Below are 18,009 nucleotides of genomic sequence, written 5' to 3'. Positions count from 1 at the left end.
CATGGCCACGGTGTTTCCGGGAATGTATGCTGGCGAATGAGATTGATTTTATGCTACCATCTGTGCAGGATCAAAGTGAGATGTACTCGTTACATAGAAGGGCGGACAACCTTATGAAACATCTGCTGCTGGCAGACGATGATGCCAATATTCGAGCACTCCTGCGGCATGTCATGACCAAGGAAGGGTATCGGGTTCATGAAGCGCAGGATGGACTGGAAGCGGTCAAACTAATGCAAGAAACGCCGATCGATCTGGCGATCCTTGATGTCATGATGCCAGGCATGGACGGACTGGAGTTATGTGATTACATTCGGCAGCATTACGACATTCCCATTATGTTGCTGACGGCACGAGATCAGCTATCCGACAAGCGAGACGGTTATCTGAAAGGAACAGATGAATATGTGACCAAGCCATTTGAACCGGAAGAATTAGTATACCGGGTAAAGGCGTTATTTCGTCGGTACCATCGCACATCCAGCGATATCATCCGTATGAACCGGATCGTCATTGACCGTAACAATGTGGAGGTTACGGACGGGCAATCCATTCTCTTTTTGCCGATGAAAGAATTCGAATTACTCTCACAGCTTGCCCAGTTTCCGGGGCGTTTGTTCTCGCGTGATGAGCTCATTCGGCTCGTATGGGGAGCAGATTACGAAGGAGATGATCGTACCGTTGATGTACATATCAAGCGGCTGCGTGATCGTTTTGCTGATTATACGGACGATTTCATCATCCAGACTGTGCGGGGCATTGGTTACAAGATGGAGGTGAAAGCACCTTGAGGACCTTGTACGTCCGGGTATTCCTCATTACGATTGCGGTGATTATGGTCAGCGGTATGCTCGGTTTTCTTTTGTCCAACATCTACTATCATGCAAAGCTCAAGGATTTTAATGATGAGAAGCTGGTGGGCATCGCGACGCAAATGAAACAGTTTGTGGAGCAGCAACCGGACACAATGGAGCAGTATTTGAACAATGCCGCCGATCTTGGATACGAAATCTATGTGACGGATGGAAAGGAAAGTGACCGATTCTACGGCCGCGAATTTCGAGAGAAAGATCTGGACAAACAAGCTGTAGAACTGGTGCTGAATGGTGAGGTATACCATGGCGTCGCCCAGTTTCCAAGCAAACCGTTCATCACTGGGTTCTTTGATAATCAATTAAGTAACACCGTGGGTGTTCATCTACAGTTGGGCAATGCGAATTACGCTCTCTTTATGCGCCCGGATGTAATTCTGCAATTCGGTGAGCTGCGAATCTTTTTTGCGCTGATTGGAGCATTTACGATAGGCATTAGTATTCTGATCTTTCTGATCAGTACCCGCTATCTGGTTCATCCGATTGAACGTCTGTCTGAGGCGACCAAACGGATTGCACAAGGAAAATATAATCTAAAACTGCCTACCGCCCGGCGGGACGAAATTGGACAGTTGGCCCAGCATTTCATGACCATGAGTCGTGAATTGGAGAGGGTAGATCAGGCGCGGCAGCAGTTTGTATCCAACGTATCGCATGAGATTCAATCACCGCTGACCTCGATTCAGGGTTTTGCCCAATTGGTTGCGGATCGGGATCTGCCTGAACAGGAGCGGGAGCACTATGCATCGATCATTGAGGAAGAGAGCCGTCATCTCTCCTTGCTCAGTAAACAACTACTTCTCCTGTCCTCCCTTGAACAAGGCAACGAGGATCTGTCCAAAGTAAAGTTCTCTTTGCGAGATCAATTCCGGCAAGCGGTTCAGGTGTTGCAATGGCAACTTGAAGAAAAAGAACTGCTGCTTCGGATATCGGTGCCCGAATCCATTCAGCTGGTCGGCAATGAAGTGCTGCTTATGCAGGTGTGGATGAATCTGCTGGGAAATGCAGTGAATCATCTGCCACAGGGAAGAAGCATCGAGATTCATGCCGAGCATACGGATAACCAGTGTGTGATTCAGATTCGGGATACAGGGGACGGCATTGCTGCCGAGCATCTGCCTTTCCTGTTCGATCGATTCTATCGGGTGGATCGTGCGCGGGAACGTTCTTCTGGACGAACCGGGCTTGGACTTGCCATTGTGCAGAAAATTATCCGAATTCATGACGGTACAATCGAGGTTTCCAGTTCGCCGGAGGGTACGGTCTTCACCGTGACACTTCCGCAGATGTAATCTGTTATTCATTTGCCGTTCATTTTCGCCTCCTATACTTGGGATATCAAGAGGGAGGTCACAGAACATGTACTTGGCTATTCGGGAAATGAGGTATGCCAAAGGGCGGTATGCCTTAATTGCTACAATTATGGTGCTGGTTTCATTTCTGGTACTGTTTGTTACAGGTCTTGCACAGGGGCTGGCTTATGATAACGCAGCTTCGGTCAAAAATATGGCAGCAACCCACTTTGTACTGGAACAGGATTCGAATCATCGGTTTACCCGGTCACAAGTGGATCAGGATCAGCTTAATCAAGCTCGCTCCGTGGTAGGGGAAGAGAACGCTGAGCCGCTGGGTGTGAAAATGACAACCGTCAGTCCAATCGGCGACACGAAGAAGATCGATGTCACGCTGTTCATGGTCAACCCGGAAGGTTGGCTTGCTCCAACCGTTACCGAAGGATCTCCGATTACAGATCAGACAAAAGGGCAGGTTGTGGTAGATCATAAGTTGTCTGAATCTGGCGTAACAATTGGCACAGTCCTCGTAGATCAAGCTTCGGGAATGGAGTGGACCGTTGGTGGATTTGTACAAAATGAGTCCTTCAGTCACTCCCCTGTGGTGTTCCTGAATGAACAGGAGTGGCTCGCACTTCAGGGAAGTTCACGAACTTCGCAAGGTTCAGCAGACACCAATGCCAATGCTCCGATATACAATGCTATTGCGATTAAGGATGGGGGCGATCAGGTAGACCGCCTGAGTGCTACAATGCCTAATACGGAAGTCATCACAAAGTCGGATGCCGTATCGGCCATTCCTGGATATAAGGAAGAACAGGGATCATTGCTCATGATGATTGCGTTTTTATATGTCATCTCGGCGTTTGTGCTTGCGGTATTCTTCTATGTCATCACGATTCAGAAAACGAGTCAGTTCGGCATTTTAAAAGCCATCGGAACGCGGAATGGTTATCTTGCCGGTAGCGTTTCTTTACAAGTCTTGGTCTTGTCGGTTGGCAGTTTGGTGATAAGTGTACTGTTGGTTCGACTGTTCGAGTCCATTTTGCCAGCATCAATGCCATTTCAATTAGGTTTTTCCACCCTCGCACTGACCTGCGTATTATTCATACTCATGTCTGTGGCGGGTTCAATGTTCTCGGTGTGGAAGGTTACCAAAATTGATGCACTTGATGCGATTGGGAGGACTGCTGCATGAGAAACCGATTGGTATTACAGGGAATTACACAGACCTTTGAAGATGGTGGCAGTAAACGGACGATTCTGGACAAGTTGGACCTTGAGGTTGCTGAAGGGGAACTTGTGGCTGTGATGGGGCCTTCCGGCTCGGGCAAAAGTACATTCCTGTCCATTGCTGGCGCACTTCTTGAACCTACGGAGGGGCAGGTTCTACTGGATGGGGCCTCTATTATGGGTAAAAGCAAACAGGATATATCTGATGTACGACTTCAGCAACTCGGCTTTATTTTTCAAAGTGCCAACCTCATTCCGTATCTGAAAGTAGAAGAACAACTCATGGTCGTAGCAAAGCTCGCCGGAACGGATAAAAACAAGGCGGAGAAACGAGTGGATGAGCTGTTGGATACGGTAGGGTTGACCCATCGGCGGAAGGCGTATGCGGAGAAGCTGTCTGGCGGAGAACGTCAGCGGGTCGCTATTGCACGAGCCTTGATGAACGATCCGGCTGTTCTACTCGCGGATGAACCAACAGCCAGCCTGGATGCGGAACGTGGGCTGGATATTGTCGGCATGATTGCACGGCTCGTGAAAGAGCAGGGCAAGAGTGCAGTGATGGTTACGCATGATGAGCGAGTTTTGCCGCTCTGTAGTCGGGTTCTTTTTTTGGAAAATGGAAAGCTGGTGCAGCATTAGAGGGAGAATGGCCTGAGAGTCTGGAGACAATATTGATCCAAGGCTTAAGGGCAGAGAGTGTAAGAAGAGGGTCACATATTCCCGTTGGGAAGGTGGCCTTCTTTCTTTGTTTGCGACTATAATTGGAAGAATAGTGGATTTTACATAGAGAGGAACAGATGTGGATGAGCAGCTTAAATGCAGAACAATTCCCGGCACTGAGTACGTCGATTCATTGGGGGATTATTGAGGCAGAGTTCAGATTAAACGACATCGTGGATGAAAAGTTGGTGAGTAATATTAGCATCATTCCATTTGTCGGGGATCAATGTGTCGTCTTTCAACTGGATAATGGAGACTGGGAGCTGCCCGGAGGCACGCTTGAAACAGGTGAGCATTACATGGATGGACTGAAGCGCGAACTGATGGAGGAACTTGGGGCAGAAATGCGGTCGTATCAGATTTTTGGCCAATTCCACTGTACATCCAGTGCGTTGGAACCGTATCGACCACATATCCCGCATCCCCATTTTGTACGAATCATCGGATATGGAGATGTTGAACTTGTCGGTGATCCGCTGAATCCGGAAGATGGCGAGCAGGTGGTTGCAGTTGAAGTGGTAGAGATTAATGAAGCGATCCGAAGATTCCAGGAACAGAACAGACATGACATTGCGGAGATGTACAAACTGGCTTATGTACTGCGAAATGAAGCTAAACAGTCAGGCAAGGACCAGGTATTCTAATTCCAGATAGCCTACGGAGGTAATGATGATTCGAGATAAAATTAACGAGTTGCTGGATGCTTTACCCGAATTCGAACTGAACCGAGCATATTGGGGGATTGAGCGTATCCATCAGGAATATATGTTCAAGAAGAATTTGCAGGACAAAGGGGTAGTCGTGTCCGAACTGTACGAGGAATCCGAAGGGATTGTACAGCAATGGGACAGCGTATTTGCCCATAATATCGATGATGTGGTCAAAGAATCTATCCATTATAGCCAGTACAAGTGGCATTTGTTCAGTTATGAACAACAGAAATGTCTGACACATGATGAAGCACGAGATGCTTTCAATGCCGAGCCGAAAGATGAAGTATATGTGATGTATGAAAGTGGTGGTTGGGTGCTTTTATACGAAAACGCGAATCGGATTATTGCAGCGGATTTTGATTCGGAGCAGGATATCTATATCTTCGACCGAGCGTTTACATGGACGTACGTGCATACGCACGAATCCATGTGTGGTCCTTATTTTTATAAAATAGAACAAGCATGATTTTGAACAAATGGGGAGTGATATCTTATGCAGGAACTTTTTAAGAAGATCATCAATACAGACGTCAAACCCTTATTTGCCAAACACGGCTATTCCAAGAAAAATCTGAATTTCTACAAAGCGGATGGAAACCTCACATATAAGTTCAACATTCAAAAAGCAAAGGTTAACACCAGTAGTCAAGTCCAGTTTTATGTTAATTGTGGTGTTCATTCCACCGAGCTTGCGGAGTTGCAGTCCGTTGAATTGAGTGGAACCATATTGGAGAACATATCTCATTTTACCTGCCGAATCGGAGAAATAGCCCCATCCGCTCCTGCCCACTATACCTTAACGCCTGATATCGATGCAGACGCTTTATCGAAAGAACTGGTGTCACATTTGGAAGAGGGCATTTCATTCTTACACTCGCTAACAGGGGCCAAAGATATAATCCATTATTATATGGCGAAGACAGCGCTACATTTAAGTGAAGAAACTTTCTGCTTTCTGCTACAAGCGGGTGATACGGAAGAAGCCAAGCAATATTTACAGCAACTACATGCCAAATACGGAGCCGAAAAGCGCTGGGCCATATTTGAAAAGAAATACGCAGCCGTTTTTGCCGAGTATGGATTGTAAGCTTTGCTCCAGACAAATAGCCAAAATGAGAGGGGATAACATATGAACGATACTCAATATAATTTAAATTTTGAGAAACTGTGTAATGAATTACAGCTTGGTGAATTGATCAGTACGCCCAAACCGATTTCAGGTGGACTTCTTCATCGAATGTACGCCATTGAAACGACACAAGCTAATTATGCAGTTAAGGCATTGAATCCCCAGATTATGATAAGGCCTGCTGCTGTGCAAAATTATATGGATTCAGAAAAAATCGCAAGCGTGGCAGCCGAACATATCCATGCTCAACCTGCAAAAAGGTTAAAGGGTGCTTCAGTGCATAACATTGATAATCAATTCTATCTAATATTTGATTGGATTGAAGGTCAACGTTTGGAACAAGATGAAGTTACTATCAATAACAGTTCTCTGATGGGAACGATCCTTGCAGATATCCATAAAACGGATTTTAGACAACTAGAATTGGATAGTTTACAGGCGACTAATTCTAAAAAAATAGATTGGATGTTTTATCTGAACAAAGGAAAAAATGAGAATTCGGAATGGATTAAGATTTTGGATTCCAATATCGATAAGCTGTATGAGTGGAGCATGAAGGCTAAGAATTCATCTTCAATGCTAGCATTCAATAAAGTGATTAGTCACAGAGATCTGGAGCCTAAGAATGTGATGTGGAGACAAGGCATACCTATTATTATAGATTGGGAATCGGCAGGTTATATTAATCCGATGCATGATCTGGTAGAAACAGCTGTGTATTGGTCAGTAGATAGCGCTGGTAGTATAAACAAGGAGAGGTTCTTGGCTTTTATAGCTGGATATGAGAAGAGAGTGGGTAGTCTAACAGCCAATTGGGAAGTGGTTCTGGATAATGGTTTTGCTGGAAAGTTGGACTGGCTCGAGTATAGTCTTAAACGGTCACTGTGGATTGAATGTACGGACGTAGAGGAACAGTTAGTAGGAACATCACAAGTCATTTGGACTTTAGAGGTTTTAAAACAATACGAAAATATGATTTCAGATATTAAGATCTGGTTGAATACTTAATTCAGGAGGAGACACCCACATGACAAACGATATAGAAACACTCAGAACATGCGAAAAAGGACATTCATATATTAAAAAAAGTGACTGCCCAACCTGTCCAACGTGCGAAGCTGAACGTAAGCCGACAGAGGGATTTCTAGCCTTGCTGTCAGCTCCCGCCAGACGTGCCTTGGAGAATGAAGGGATTACAACACTACAGCAACTTGCAGAGTACACGGAGAAAGAAATCCTGAAGCTGCATGGAATCGGGCCATCTGCCATGCCCAAACTGCGAAACGCATTGGAAGGAGAAGGATTATCTTTCAAGAAATAGCCCTCTTCACTCCTGTCATTTAATCCAAACCAGAAGCGGAAGTAATCTCCTCCATCGTTACCTGGTACAACAAGTTACCTTCACTAAGTAGCAGACGATGTTGGCGAAAATCTTGCCGTGCCTGCTTGAAGGGCTGATCATCTTCATTTAGCAAATCAATCTTCTGCCCCTTGCTCAATCTACCGGGTTTCTCCATTTTTTTAAGCACAAACGTCCCATGTTTACCGTACCCGGCATCAAACAAGAAATGATAACCATCCGTACTGAAGCCGGAGGAACCGGAGATGTTTGGATTCATAAATGTAACGTTAGGTTCACTGATGCCCCCTGAGATACAACCGAGTTCAAAATCGGTATAGAAGTAGAACCAGACCTGCTTCTCATTCACCACATTGAGTGCGTAACAATCTGCAATGTCAGCTGCGCGGTTTTCGTACACTTTATTACCGTGCTCATCCCAGGCCAACAGACCGTTTGATCCGATTGGATCGCTCCATCCGTAGTTACCAAATACCCCTTCATCGAAGTAACTGGTCCAGATCGTTCCCTTCTCTGTGACCTGTACACTTTGGATACCGTCTCCCAACAGAAACTCGCGAATTGTACTTCCGTCCAGATCACACACTTTGGCATTCAGATCAAACTTTTCATTTCCGTAATTCGCACATCGTGCTCCGACGAGCAGTAGATGATCATGCAATGGTTGTACGTAATGATAATTGAACGTCTGTCCCCAAATGACAACTTCCTCGATATTTTGATCTGTCACAATAAGCACTTTGTACGTATAGCTTTGCTTCAATTTACTTTGGACGAACATACCTCGTTCTTTATCGGGGATCTGATTCATCAACAACACATAGACAAGGCCATCACCGCCCCACTGGGTGGAAACGATATCGAAGCCTTCGACATAATTTGAAATATCGGCAAAAGGCAGAAGTTTTACTTTAGGATTGGGCATATCCATATCCTCCTTCGTAGTCCAATGCAGAGTCACCATCTGCATCTGTATAAGAGGATTATGACGTACGTGTACTTTGCTGAACATGGTGGAAGTATAGCGAAGGTCTTCTTTGGCTTTCACAGTGTATGAGTACGATGTTTTAAAATGGCTGCTTCGTACTTGACACTCGTAGTACAATAAGGAAGTTGTGTAAAATTCTATATAAAAGAAGGATGGAGAGGTACAATAACGAGTGTGTGAGAATACATACAACGCACGTAAAGTAGGGGAAAAGAATTACCCGTAGATTCAATTGGCAATATTACAAGGAAGACTCATCTCAGAAAGACAAAACTGATTAAGGAAGTGTTATTAAGTGGAACCACATATTCAAGAGCAAAAGACAGACTACCGTCCACTAGGCGTATCGGGCTTAGGTGGTTGGCTGATTCTCACCCAGATTGGATTATTTCTTACGGTGATTTTCCTGGCGATCCAATTGGTTCTGTATTGTTTGCCCATGCTTACAACAGAGACTTGGGGGCTGCTAACTTCGGAGCAATCTGAATATTATCACCCGCTATGGGGACCGGTCGTTATTTTTGAAACAGTATATAACACGCTCTTTTTAGTGTTTGGTATTTATACGATCATTGCTTTTTATAGTAAAAAATCGATCTTTCCTCGTCTTATGATCATGTTTTATAGTGTCAGTCTCGCCGTGAGTATCATTGATTATTTATTGTTGCTTCAGATTCCGATGGCCAGAGAACTTGAGGATGGAAGTTCGTTAAGAGATATTGGCAAGTCGGCACTTACTTGTGCCATCTGGATTCCTTATTTTATCAAATCCGAGCGAGTTCATAACACATTTGTAAGATAAATGGTAAGCAGGAAATGCCCGATCTTGGATAGAAGCTATCTGAGGTCGGGTTTATTTGATACATACGAAAGTCGTTATAGATGTAAAGTTAACCTGTTCAATGTGAAAAGGAGGAGAGATCTTGAAAATTTATCTGGTAAGGCATGGGATGGACGAGGAAGGGTATCGAGGCGGATGGAGTGAGCGTGGACTTACGGAACAGGGGATCAATCAATCCAGGAGACTGGGAGAGCATTTGCATCATCATGCTGAGGAGTACAACATACATACGATCATTAGCAGTGATCTTCCTCGTGCAGTGCAGACTACACGGGAAATTGAGAAGAAATTACATATGCAGGCTAGCTTAATGAAAGATTGGCGGGAGATGAATAACGGAGATATGGCAGGCATGCTCCATAAGGATGCTGAAGAACATTACCCGGGAGTTTATTTCAACACCCTTGAGATGGATTCACCTTTTCCAAGAGGAGAAAGTCCAAGGGATTTTTATAACCGGATAAGCACATCTTTCGAGAGTCTTCTTAGAGATATAGAGGAACAAACAGTCAAGTCTAATGTTCTGTTAATTACTCACGGCGGAGTGATTAATATTCTGTATTATCTGCTTGAAAATAGAGAGTGGAGCAATAAGTCCAGTTTTTATCCCATGGACAACACCAGTGTACATACCGTTGAAAAGGGAAGGCATGGTTGGAAACTTAGCAATGCAAATGTGTTGAGTCATCTAGATTAGTTGTTTGATATGTCTAACGGAATGGGTGAACCACGGATGCTCTTGGGTATTTATTTTGAAGAAGACAATGATCTGCTTACATGGGAAGCGGAGAGTAAAGGATAAAAATAAACGGATAGTTAAATAGAAGACGGAGGCGATGACATGACTGATCAACCCATTGAACTGTTACAACATTTGAAGTCTTTATCTGGACCATTTCCAACGTTGGATATGGGGCAGTTGCCGGAGCGGCCAGGGAAGCTATTCTTGGATTGGTTAAGATTGGCGGTTGAGAACGAAGTGAAAGAACCTCATGCCATGACGATCTCGACTGTGGATCACGACGGTTACCCTGATGCGCGGGTGTTGATTTTGAAAAACGTAATTGACGAAACGTTTTATTTTGCCTCCAGTTCGGAGAGCCGAAAAGGGCAGCAGTTGAAGGAGAACCATCATGTGGCTCTCACCTTCTACTGGCCTTCCCTTGGAAGACAGATTCGGATAAGGGGAATTGCCGAAGATTGTGGAGATGAAGCGGGCGCTAATGATTTCCGCAAACGTTCAGCTGGAGCGAGAGCAGTTGCCATGACAGGACATCAGAGTGAGGTTTTGGATAGCGAGGAAGTACTGGATCGTTCCATCGAAGCTCAGAAAGTAAAGATAAGTCGTGATCCCGGTGTCGTTACACCTAATTGGCGTTTATATGCCGTGAATGCACAAGAGGTGGAATTTTGGCAGGGAGATTCGGAGCGCAAGCATGTACGAGTCCGATATTCGATGCAAGATAGGCAGTGGAAAATACTCAGATTATGGCCTTGATTGTACAACAGATGAGTTAGGCAATATGGACCGAATTGCTGAGTGCTTCTTTGTCCTACTAATCTCAGGAGGGTAAGTCTATGAAAAGAATTGAAAGTTTCTTCGAACCATTTCCCGTGTTGGAAACCGAACGGACGTTACTCCGACCTCTTACCTCTGATGATCTGTATGACATGTATAGTTATTGCGTTGTACCTGCTGTATCGGAGTTCACCACTTGGGACGCGCATCAGAGCAAAGAAGACACCAAAGCTTTTTTGGATTTTGTCATGAGTCGCTATGAGACGGATCTAATAGGCCCATGGGGGATTGAAGATAAACACACCAAGAGGCTGATTGGTAGTTGTAACTATCTAGGGTGTGACAACGATAACAGGAGAGTTGAGCTGGGATATGTATTATCTGATCAATTTTGGAATCAAGGCTACATGACCGAGGTAGTGAAACGAATCATCCAATTTGGATTTGACGAAGTGGGGCTCGAGCGAATCCAGGCCAGATGTTTGGTAAAGAACACAGGTTCCGCCAAGGTCATGGAGAAGGCAGGCATGCAATTCGAAGGTGTGCTGAGGAAATACATGAAGGTGAAAAATGAGCTTCAGGATCTGAAGATGTATGCTATCGTAAAAGAAGACTTCTATACTCGTGTTGAATAAGAACGTGTTATTGAAAAGTCGTGTGTCATTTATCATGCTGGCGAGCCATGGATTTTCCTATAATCCTTAATTTATCAATTGTCTAATTCAATAATCATATGCCAAGCTCTGGCCCATTCCCGATCATTGAGGAGATGGGTTTTGTTTTTTTTCAGCAAGCAACGTACATAATGTCATATCGTGAAATTGGTGCCTTCCGCTATAATCTTCAAGTTATCCAAACGTGGATAGAATGAAGGAACCAGGAGGTACAACGAATTGATAGCCAAAAACAAATATAAATCACTTGAACTGGAAACCCCCGGCGTATATGAGCTGGAAGGGCTTGAAGTGGGAGTGACGTCGAACTGCAATTATAAATGTGACTACTGCTGTGCCTACAATCGGGATGATGGAGCATGTATTGATAGTCAGGAAGTTATCCGTATTATTAGTGAACTTCCTCGTCTCAAGCGAGTGCGATTGTCCGGAGGAGAAGTAACACTGAAATACCAGGATTGCCTGGAGATTGTGACGTACTGTGCAGCACATGGCATTGATACACAATTGAATAGTAATGCTAGTCTGCTGACCGAAGAAAGGATTCTCGCGTTGCGTGATGCAGGCTTGTCCAACATCCATATCTCGTTCAATTATACGGATGCGGAGTCCTATGCTGCGTACTACCGTGTGCATCCTCGCATGTATGAAAGACTGGAGCAGAATATCCGTTTGTGTACGGAAGCCGGTCTGGAGACGGTGCTAGAAACGTTACTGTTTGAAGGTAACCAAGCGAACATGCAGGCCATTAGCAATAAGGTGTATGATCTGGGTGTGCGCATCCATGAGATCCAGAATAGCATTAAGATGCCGCATACCGATTGGAGCCAGATTGTATCCAAAGAGTCCCTTGTTCGATCTGTGACGGAATTAATTAAACATAAAAAGCCAGATACAACGCTCTATTTTACCTGTATGGACCGGTTCGCTGAACAGTTGAATTTGCGTGAACAACCTGGTGTGTATTTCTCGAATTGTGTGGATGGCACGAAACAGCTGCACTTGCACGGCAACGGGGATATTCTCATCTGTGAGTTATGTCATCCTGTCGTGATTGGCAACATTTATAACGGAACGTCGTTGAAGGATATCTATGCTCAGCAGCCACCGGCGTTAACGGAATTTTTGGAAAAGCGCCCTTGTCCCGCATACGATGCTCTTTTTGCAGATGCATAACAGAATATGAAGACCAGTTGAAGATATGTGATATGAATGTTGAACGAAATATGTACACGATAACAGTGACATTTAGGGTTCTATAGATAAAAAATCAAGGTGATCTGATTTCCTTAATAGGAAAACGGATCACCTTTTTTGATTGAACTATTCGTTTACATAAAAACGGAGAGGACAGAAAAAACCTGAAAAAGCGAAGCGTTCGCCTGAAAGCTTTCTGAAAGAAAGCTGCATCGGAAGCATACGCTATCCCCGGATTTTCCCCTTTAGAAAAGGGAATCAAAAAAATCTGGGGGTAACAGCGATTGGAAGGTTGTTCTGTCCATGGTTTCAGATTCATTTAAGCTACCCGGCCTAATATGACCTTAAGACTTAGATGAAGAGGTGAGCTTTACATGATGAAGATCTATGAGAAACCAACCCGGAAAGACCCAAATAAAAGACCAATCTCCCCAAGAAAGCGCAGATGGCTCATCATCACACTGGTCATCGTGCTTGCGGTAGGTGGAATCCTGTACAGCTTGGCTGACCGTTACCTGATCCGGCATGTGCAGGTGGTTGTAGCGGATGGGAACACGGCAACTGCAGCATCTGGCAACGCCAATGATTACAGCAATACTTCGACCACTACGACGGAAGTCAATGCAACGTCAGATGATTGGAATTATTCGAGTGATGATATGAAAGTCAATATTGAAAAGGTACAGACTGGTTCTGGCTCGGATCAGATTACGTATTATGTTGCTGACGTTCAGCTAACAGATGCAAGCAGCCTGCGAACCGCGCTGGCGGACAACAGCTTTGGAACAAACATTACTGAGAATACGTCAGAGATTGCCGCTGCCAACAATGCGATCTTTGCCATTAACGGTGATTATTACGGATTCCGTGATGATGGTGTCATTATCCGCAATGGAACATTGTATCGGGACAGCCCCACGCGGGATGCACTTGCTCTGTTCAATGACGGAACGATGAAAACCTACAACGAGAACGAGATTTCTTCCTCGGAACTGCTGGCCGAAGGGGCAACCAATACGTTATCCTTTGGACCGATTCTGATTCAAGATGGCGAGATTGTCAGTGATTTTAGCAGTGTGAAAATCGATAACAACTTTGGCAACCGCTCCATCCAGGATGCGAATCCAAGAACTGCGATCGGCATGATTGCTCCGAATTATTATGTCTTCGTGGTGGTGGACGGACGGCAGGACGACAGCCGTGGCATGACCTTGGCAGAACTGGCTGATGTCATGAAAGGCCTTGGAGCAACCGAAGCCTACAATCTGGACGGCGGCGGTTCATCCACGATGTATTTTATGGGCAGAGTCGTTAATAACCCGCTGGGACGCAACCAGGAACGTGGCGTAAGTGACATTTTATATCTGACGGAGGGACAAGGATCATGACGATATTAATTCCATCATATGAACCCGATGTGCGTTTACTAAATCTTGTTCTGCAGTTACAGACATTTAAGCTTGGACCTATTGTGATTGTGGATGATGGTAGTGGACCCGGTTACCGTGGCATTTTTGAAACAGCAGAAGCCTATGGCTGTACGGTCCTGACACATCCCGTCAATCTGGGTAAGGGCAGGGCGTTGAAGACAGGCTTCCAGTACATTAAGGAATACGGACCTCAGGGTGGTGTCGTGTGCGCAGATAGTGACGGACAGCATCTGCCACATGATATTAAGCGTATCTTCGAAGTATTGCTTGCACAAACGACACCAGGAATTGTACTCGGCAGCCGTCGCTTCAGTGGTAAAATTCCAGCACGTAGCCGTTTTGGCAACACCGTCACACGGGCGGTCTTTTCCCTCACAACAGGTACCAAAGTATATGACACGCAGACGGGTCTACGCGGTTTTCCTTACTCCATGCTGGACTGGCTGAACCAGATTCCCGGGGATCGGTTTGAATACGAGATGAACATGCTGTTAACGGCACACAAGGAAGGGTATGAGATTACGGAGGAGTTTATTGATACGGTGTATCTGGATCACAATGAGTCTTCCCATTTCCGCCCGCTGGTTGATTCATTCCGGATCTATATGCCAATCCTGATGTTCAGCACATCTTCGGTGCTGTCCGCTCTGATTGATTTTGGACTATTATTTGTTATTCAGTATTTCACACACAATCTGTTTCTGTCGGTTGTCGCAGCAAGACTATGCAGCTCCATCTTCAACTATGCGATTAATCGGAAGTATGTATTTTCCGCTGGACGAACCTCGAAGGTTCGGCAGTCTTTGCCCAAATATTTCTCACTTGTCTTGCTGGTGCTGTTATTAAACTATGGTTTATTGTACTTTTATAATGAAAAACTGATTATTCCACTGCTCGCAGCCAAATTATTGACCGAGGTATCGATCTTTGTATTCAGCTATTGGGCGCAGCGCAGATTTGTCTATTAACCTGAAGAAAGAGTAAGCCTATGGCTTGCTCTTTTTTGGTTGAAACGGTTTCATATGTACCCCGAAATAGGTTACGATGGATTGGGAAATAAGGAGCCTTATTATAGGTGAAATGGATGTGGGTTGATGTTGAATCGTCTGCGCAAGGACTTGCGTTATTACCTTCAGGAACATCAGGATCGGAACAACCTCATTTTGCATTATTTTGCGTTTTTGTCGGCGTTTGTGGCATGGATTTTTTGGTTTATTGATATCAAAGTCACGTTGCTACTCGTTGTCATCCATTACGCTTTATCCTGGATTGGGCACTTCTATTATGAAGGCAATAAACCCGCAGCTTTTCGTTATCCTCATAATTGTAAATATTCTTTAGTTAAACTTATATAAAATAAATGTGGGAGGATGATTATGTATCTTCGAAGTGTGGAACTCATGTCGGCCAAGATTGAGAATCGGGACCAATATCCTTTTGACATCCCCGCGATACGGTCCTTGGAACGATTGGAGCTCACGAATAATATTACTTTTTTTGTAGGTGAAAATGGCTCAGGGAAATCTACGCTGCTGGAAGGCATCGCTCATCAATGTGGATTCAATACCGCAGGGGGCGGCAGGAATAATACCTATGAGACACATGCTTCGGAATCTTCGCTCGGGAATTATCTCAGGCTGGCATGGTTGCCCAAAATAACGAATGGTTTCTTTATGCGCTCTGAATCGTTCTATCAATTTGCATCACATGTGGATGAGATGCCGGAGTCGCTTCAATATTATGGCGGGCGTTCATTACATGAACAATCGCATGGAGAATCTTTTCTCAACCTATTCGTCAACCGCTTTAGTTCCAAAGGTATCTATCTGCTAGACGAGCCCGAAGCCGCTTTATCTCCAGCAAGACAGCTCTCCTTGTTGCGTATTCTCCACGATCTGTCAGGCACTTCGCAATTCATCATTGCGACGCACTCACCCATTTTGCTGGGATATCCGGGGGCAGAGATTTTAAGTTTTGACGATAGCCATATTCAAGAGGTAGCCTATGAGGATACCGATCATTATCAGATTACCCGCAGTTTTCTGGAGAACCGCGACCGGATGCTGAATGAATTATTTAAGGATTAAGTTCTCAGTTTAAACAAAGGAAGTTACTAAGCCATGAGACGTAAAATTTATTATTGAGGAGAGATAGGATGAAAGTAGGTTTGCTAATTGTTGATATGCAAGAGAGTATTGTGCGGAAAAAGATGGACCAGACTTCGATAGACCATGCCTGTGAGTACATTAACCATGTGGCTAACGTGCTGCGATTGAATGAACATGTGGTCGTTCACGTTCAGGATGTGGAGGGAATGGAGGAGGCCAAACCGGAAGAATATCGTATTATTCCCGAGGTAGATGTGAATGAGAAGGATATCACCGTTACCAAAGAAGCTTCCAATGCCTTCTGGCAGACTGATCTGGAGCAGGTGTTGAAGAGTCATGGAATTGAATTAGTGATCATCGCCGGGTTTGCTGCGGAGGAATGTGTTCTATTTACGTACAACGGAGCAATGGAGCGAGGATTCCGTCCGGTGATGTTGCAAAACGGAATTCTTAGCACACATCACGAAGCGGTGACTTCAACGTACAGAGATCGCAATGTGATCTCATATCCTGTGGTTGATTATCTAATTCATTAAATATTGGCTAAATGCTGATGGATACTTGGTGAAAAATAAAGATAAGACCAATAAACGGACTCTGTAGAGAGTCTTTTTTTTGTACAAATGTTCATGTCCACTGTGAAAGATAAGGTTACTCCATGATTTAAACCAAACTTTGCCTATATCTGCTGGGATTGAAACGATATATTGAGAACAGGGCACAGCAAGCTCGCTGTGGAGATCGGTAAAGTCATGTATGGATCACTAACCAACTCATTAACTAAGGGAGATGTGCAATGAAGATGAATGTACAAATTACGAGTATTTTGCCAGAGCAGAAGGAATTGTTTCTCAACCTGTACAACTTGTACTTATATGATCTGTCTGAATTTTCTGGCGAGGATCTACTTGAAGAGGGGAAATATGATCCAACTAACACCTATTTATATTTGGAACGTGATGAATTACATCCGTTTTTGATTCAGTATGAAGGGAAGGTTATTGGATTCGTACTGGTGTGCTCACCTCCATATGTGCCGGAAGAAGTGGATTATACCGTGCAAGAGCTGTTCCTGGTCAAAAAGTATCGCGGACAGGGACTGGCAGCACAAGCGGTCGACTTGGTTTTTGCTCAATTTGAGGGTACATTCCAAGTGGAACAGCTTGCTAACAATGCAGTGGCAGTTTCGTTCTGGAAAAGATATTATGAGCAACATCAGATTGAATATACCGAGTCTGAATATAGCATTGAAATTGACAACATCGCTGGTAGCCACCGGATTTTGTCCCAGACTTTTGTGCGTGAAAGAGAGAAATAATATTTAACTTAGAAGGTGATTGCTCTGTTCATTATCGCAGCAACCAAGGGGGATTTGAAGTGGATTTCGGGTGTATTTCAGGCAGAAGATGTAGCTAGACAGTACATGGATCTTATACCAGATGAGCTTAAGGGATACCAGAAATTCTTTCAGATAGAGAACCTCACATATCCTTTTTATATTATAGAGCGTCAGGAATCTCCATTTAGGTTTCTCGGCAAAGCTGAAGTGATTTCACTTTTCGATCATACGGATGTATCAGAAGACGAAGATGAGGTGCACTTTAATATCTACACGGTGGATTCAGATTATAGACCAAAGAAACCTGGAACAGATTATATGGGAATACTGAGGCATGATCATGTGACCAATGAATTTATAGAGATGTATCGAGAAGAAGGAACAGAATTTCTGAATAGACGAAGGGTTTTATGGATGTAAGGAAGTTTTATCCCGGTCCTATTTACTTCTCCTAATTAGGGGCTAGATAGGATCTTTTTCCATTTTCATTTACCAATACATGGGTTATGATGAATTAAGAGGAGTCCTATGGGAGTGAAGTGTAAGGGGGAAGTACGCAGGAATGCCAAAGCATCATTTTGTTATCGAAAACAA

At 44.4% G+C, this 18,009-nt stretch carries 22 protein-coding genes; 21 read left to right on the top strand and 1 reads right to left on the bottom strand.

The features are described 5' to 3' along the window. The first annotated feature begins 113 nt into the window (after positions 1-113). The 9 genes from MKX68_RS03020 to MKX68_RS02980 all read left to right on the top strand — a co-directional run bounded on the left by MKX68_RS03020 (position 114) and on the right by MKX68_RS02980 (position 7,280). Positions 114-791, top strand: a complete 678-nt coding sequence (locus MKX68_RS03020) for a response regulator transcription factor (RefSeq protein WP_076252748.1) — start codon at positions 114-116, stop codon at positions 789-791. Further along, the gene (locus tag MKX68_RS03015; protein WP_340908988.1) at positions 788-2,164 is read left to right on the top strand and encodes a sensor histidine kinase; all 1,377 of its coding nucleotides are present in this window, start codon (positions 788-790) and stop codon (positions 2,162-2,164) included. The genes MKX68_RS03020 and MKX68_RS03015 overlap by 4 nt, the downstream gene beginning before the upstream one ends. 67 nt (positions 2,165-2,231) lie before the next feature. After that, complete coding sequence (locus tag MKX68_RS03010) at positions 2,232-3,362, top strand: ABC transporter permease (RefSeq protein WP_340908984.1); 1,131 nt, start codon at positions 2,232-2,234, stop codon at positions 3,360-3,362. Next, complete coding sequence (locus MKX68_RS03005; protein WP_340908981.1) at positions 3,359-4,036, top strand: ABC transporter ATP-binding protein; 678 nt, start codon at positions 3,359-3,361, stop codon at positions 4,034-4,036. The genes MKX68_RS03010 and MKX68_RS03005 overlap by 4 nt, the downstream gene beginning before the upstream one ends. A 164-nt stretch (positions 4,037-4,200) precedes the next feature. Continuing rightward, positions 4,201-4,761, top strand: coding sequence for an NUDIX hydrolase (locus MKX68_RS03000; RefSeq protein ID WP_340908978.1), 561 nt, complete (start codon positions 4,201-4,203; stop codon positions 4,759-4,761). A 25-nt stretch (positions 4,762-4,786) separates the two neighbouring features. Further along, positions 4,787-5,296: a DUF4275 family protein gene (locus MKX68_RS02995; RefSeq protein WP_340908975.1), complete on the top strand. Its 510-nt coding sequence runs from the start codon at positions 4,787-4,789 to the stop codon at positions 5,294-5,296. Between the two features lie 27 nt (positions 5,297-5,323). Then, positions 5,324-5,917, top strand: coding sequence for a DUF4304 domain-containing protein (locus MKX68_RS02990; protein ID WP_340908972.1), 594 nt, complete (start codon positions 5,324-5,326; stop codon positions 5,915-5,917). A 42-nt stretch (positions 5,918-5,959) separates the two neighbouring features. Continuing rightward, complete coding sequence (locus MKX68_RS02985; protein ID WP_340908968.1) at positions 5,960-6,967, top strand: phosphotransferase; 1,008 nt, start codon at positions 5,960-5,962, stop codon at positions 6,965-6,967. A 31-nt stretch (positions 6,968-6,998) separates the two neighbouring features. Then, positions 6,999-7,280 carry an RNA polymerase alpha subunit C-terminal domain-containing protein gene (locus MKX68_RS02980; protein ID WP_445671101.1) on the top strand — a complete coding sequence of 94 codons (282 nt, stop codon included), beginning with the start codon at positions 6,999-7,001 and terminating at the stop codon, positions 7,278-7,280. A 19-nt stretch (positions 7,281-7,299) separates the two neighbouring features. On the opposite strand, the gene MKX68_RS02975 is transcribed toward MKX68_RS02980, so the two are convergent. Then, positions 7,300-8,244 (bottom strand): hypothetical protein, encoded by a 945-nt coding sequence (locus tag MKX68_RS02975; protein ID WP_340908964.1) that lies wholly within the window; start codon positions 8,242-8,244, stop codon positions 7,300-7,302. Between the two features lie 358 nt (positions 8,245-8,602). Between MKX68_RS02975 and MKX68_RS02970 the strand changes: the two genes are divergently transcribed. From MKX68_RS02970 to MKX68_RS02915, 12 genes are all read left to right on the top strand, one after another. Further along, a complete protein-coding gene (locus tag MKX68_RS02970) occupies positions 8,603-9,109 on the top strand; it encodes a DUF2569 domain-containing protein (RefSeq protein WP_340908962.1) in 507 nt (168 codons plus the stop codon). 121 nt (positions 9,110-9,230) lie between these two features. Further along, entirely contained in the window at positions 9,231-9,845 is a 615-nt protein-coding gene (locus MKX68_RS02965) for a histidine phosphatase family protein (protein WP_340908961.1), read from the top strand. Between the two features lie 144 nt (positions 9,846-9,989). Further along, entirely contained in the window at positions 9,990-10,646 is a 657-nt protein-coding gene (locus MKX68_RS02960; protein ID WP_340908959.1) for a pyridoxine/pyridoxamine 5'-phosphate oxidase, read from the top strand. A gap of 80 nt (positions 10,647-10,726) precedes the next feature. Further along, positions 10,727-11,302 carry a GNAT family N-acetyltransferase gene (locus MKX68_RS02955; RefSeq protein WP_340908957.1) on the top strand — a complete coding sequence of 192 codons (576 nt, stop codon included), beginning with the start codon at positions 10,727-10,729 and terminating at the stop codon, positions 11,300-11,302. Between the two features lie 258 nt (positions 11,303-11,560). Beyond that, positions 11,561-12,517 carry a radical SAM protein gene (locus MKX68_RS02950; RefSeq protein ID WP_340908955.1) on the top strand — a complete coding sequence of 319 codons (957 nt, stop codon included), beginning with the start codon at positions 11,561-11,563 and terminating at the stop codon, positions 12,515-12,517. A gap of 395 nt (positions 12,518-12,912) precedes the next feature. Then, positions 12,913-13,926: a phosphodiester glycosidase family protein gene (locus tag MKX68_RS02945; protein ID WP_340908953.1), complete on the top strand. Its 1,014-nt coding sequence runs from the start codon at positions 12,913-12,915 to the stop codon at positions 13,924-13,926. Then, positions 13,923-14,936: a bifunctional glycosyltransferase family 2/GtrA family protein gene (locus tag MKX68_RS02940; protein WP_338592607.1), complete on the top strand. Its 1,014-nt coding sequence runs from the start codon at positions 13,923-13,925 to the stop codon at positions 14,934-14,936. Before MKX68_RS02945 ends, MKX68_RS02940 begins: the two co-directional genes overlap by 4 nt. A gap of 126 nt (positions 14,937-15,062) precedes the next feature. Further along, positions 15,063-15,323 (top strand): DUF962 domain-containing protein, encoded by a 261-nt coding sequence (locus MKX68_RS02935; RefSeq protein ID WP_338592610.1) that lies wholly within the window; start codon positions 15,063-15,065, stop codon positions 15,321-15,323. 21 nt (positions 15,324-15,344) lie between these two features. Beyond that, on the top strand, positions 15,345-16,055 hold the full coding sequence (locus MKX68_RS02930) for an AAA family ATPase (protein ID WP_338592613.1): 711 nt from the start codon (positions 15,345-15,347) through the stop codon (positions 16,053-16,055). Positions 16,056-16,123: 68 nt separating this feature from the next. Then, entirely contained in the window at positions 16,124-16,612 is a 489-nt protein-coding gene (locus MKX68_RS02925; protein ID WP_340908948.1) for a cysteine hydrolase family protein, read from the top strand. A 260-nt stretch (positions 16,613-16,872) separates the two neighbouring features. Beyond that, positions 16,873-17,394 (top strand): GNAT family N-acetyltransferase, encoded by a 522-nt coding sequence (locus MKX68_RS02920; protein WP_340908946.1) that lies wholly within the window; start codon positions 16,873-16,875, stop codon positions 17,392-17,394. A 15-nt stretch (positions 17,395-17,409) separates the two neighbouring features. Continuing rightward, entirely contained in the window at positions 17,410-17,835 is a 426-nt protein-coding gene (locus MKX68_RS02915; RefSeq protein ID WP_340908943.1) for a hypothetical protein, read from the top strand. Positions 17,836-18,009: the final 174 nt, after the last annotated feature.

Source organism: Paenibacillus sp. FSL M8-0212, from assembly GCF_038004645.1.
Lineage (GTDB): Bacteria > Bacillota > Bacilli > Paenibacillales > Paenibacillaceae > Paenibacillus.
This window is presented reverse-complemented; position numbering and strand designations above follow the sequence as displayed.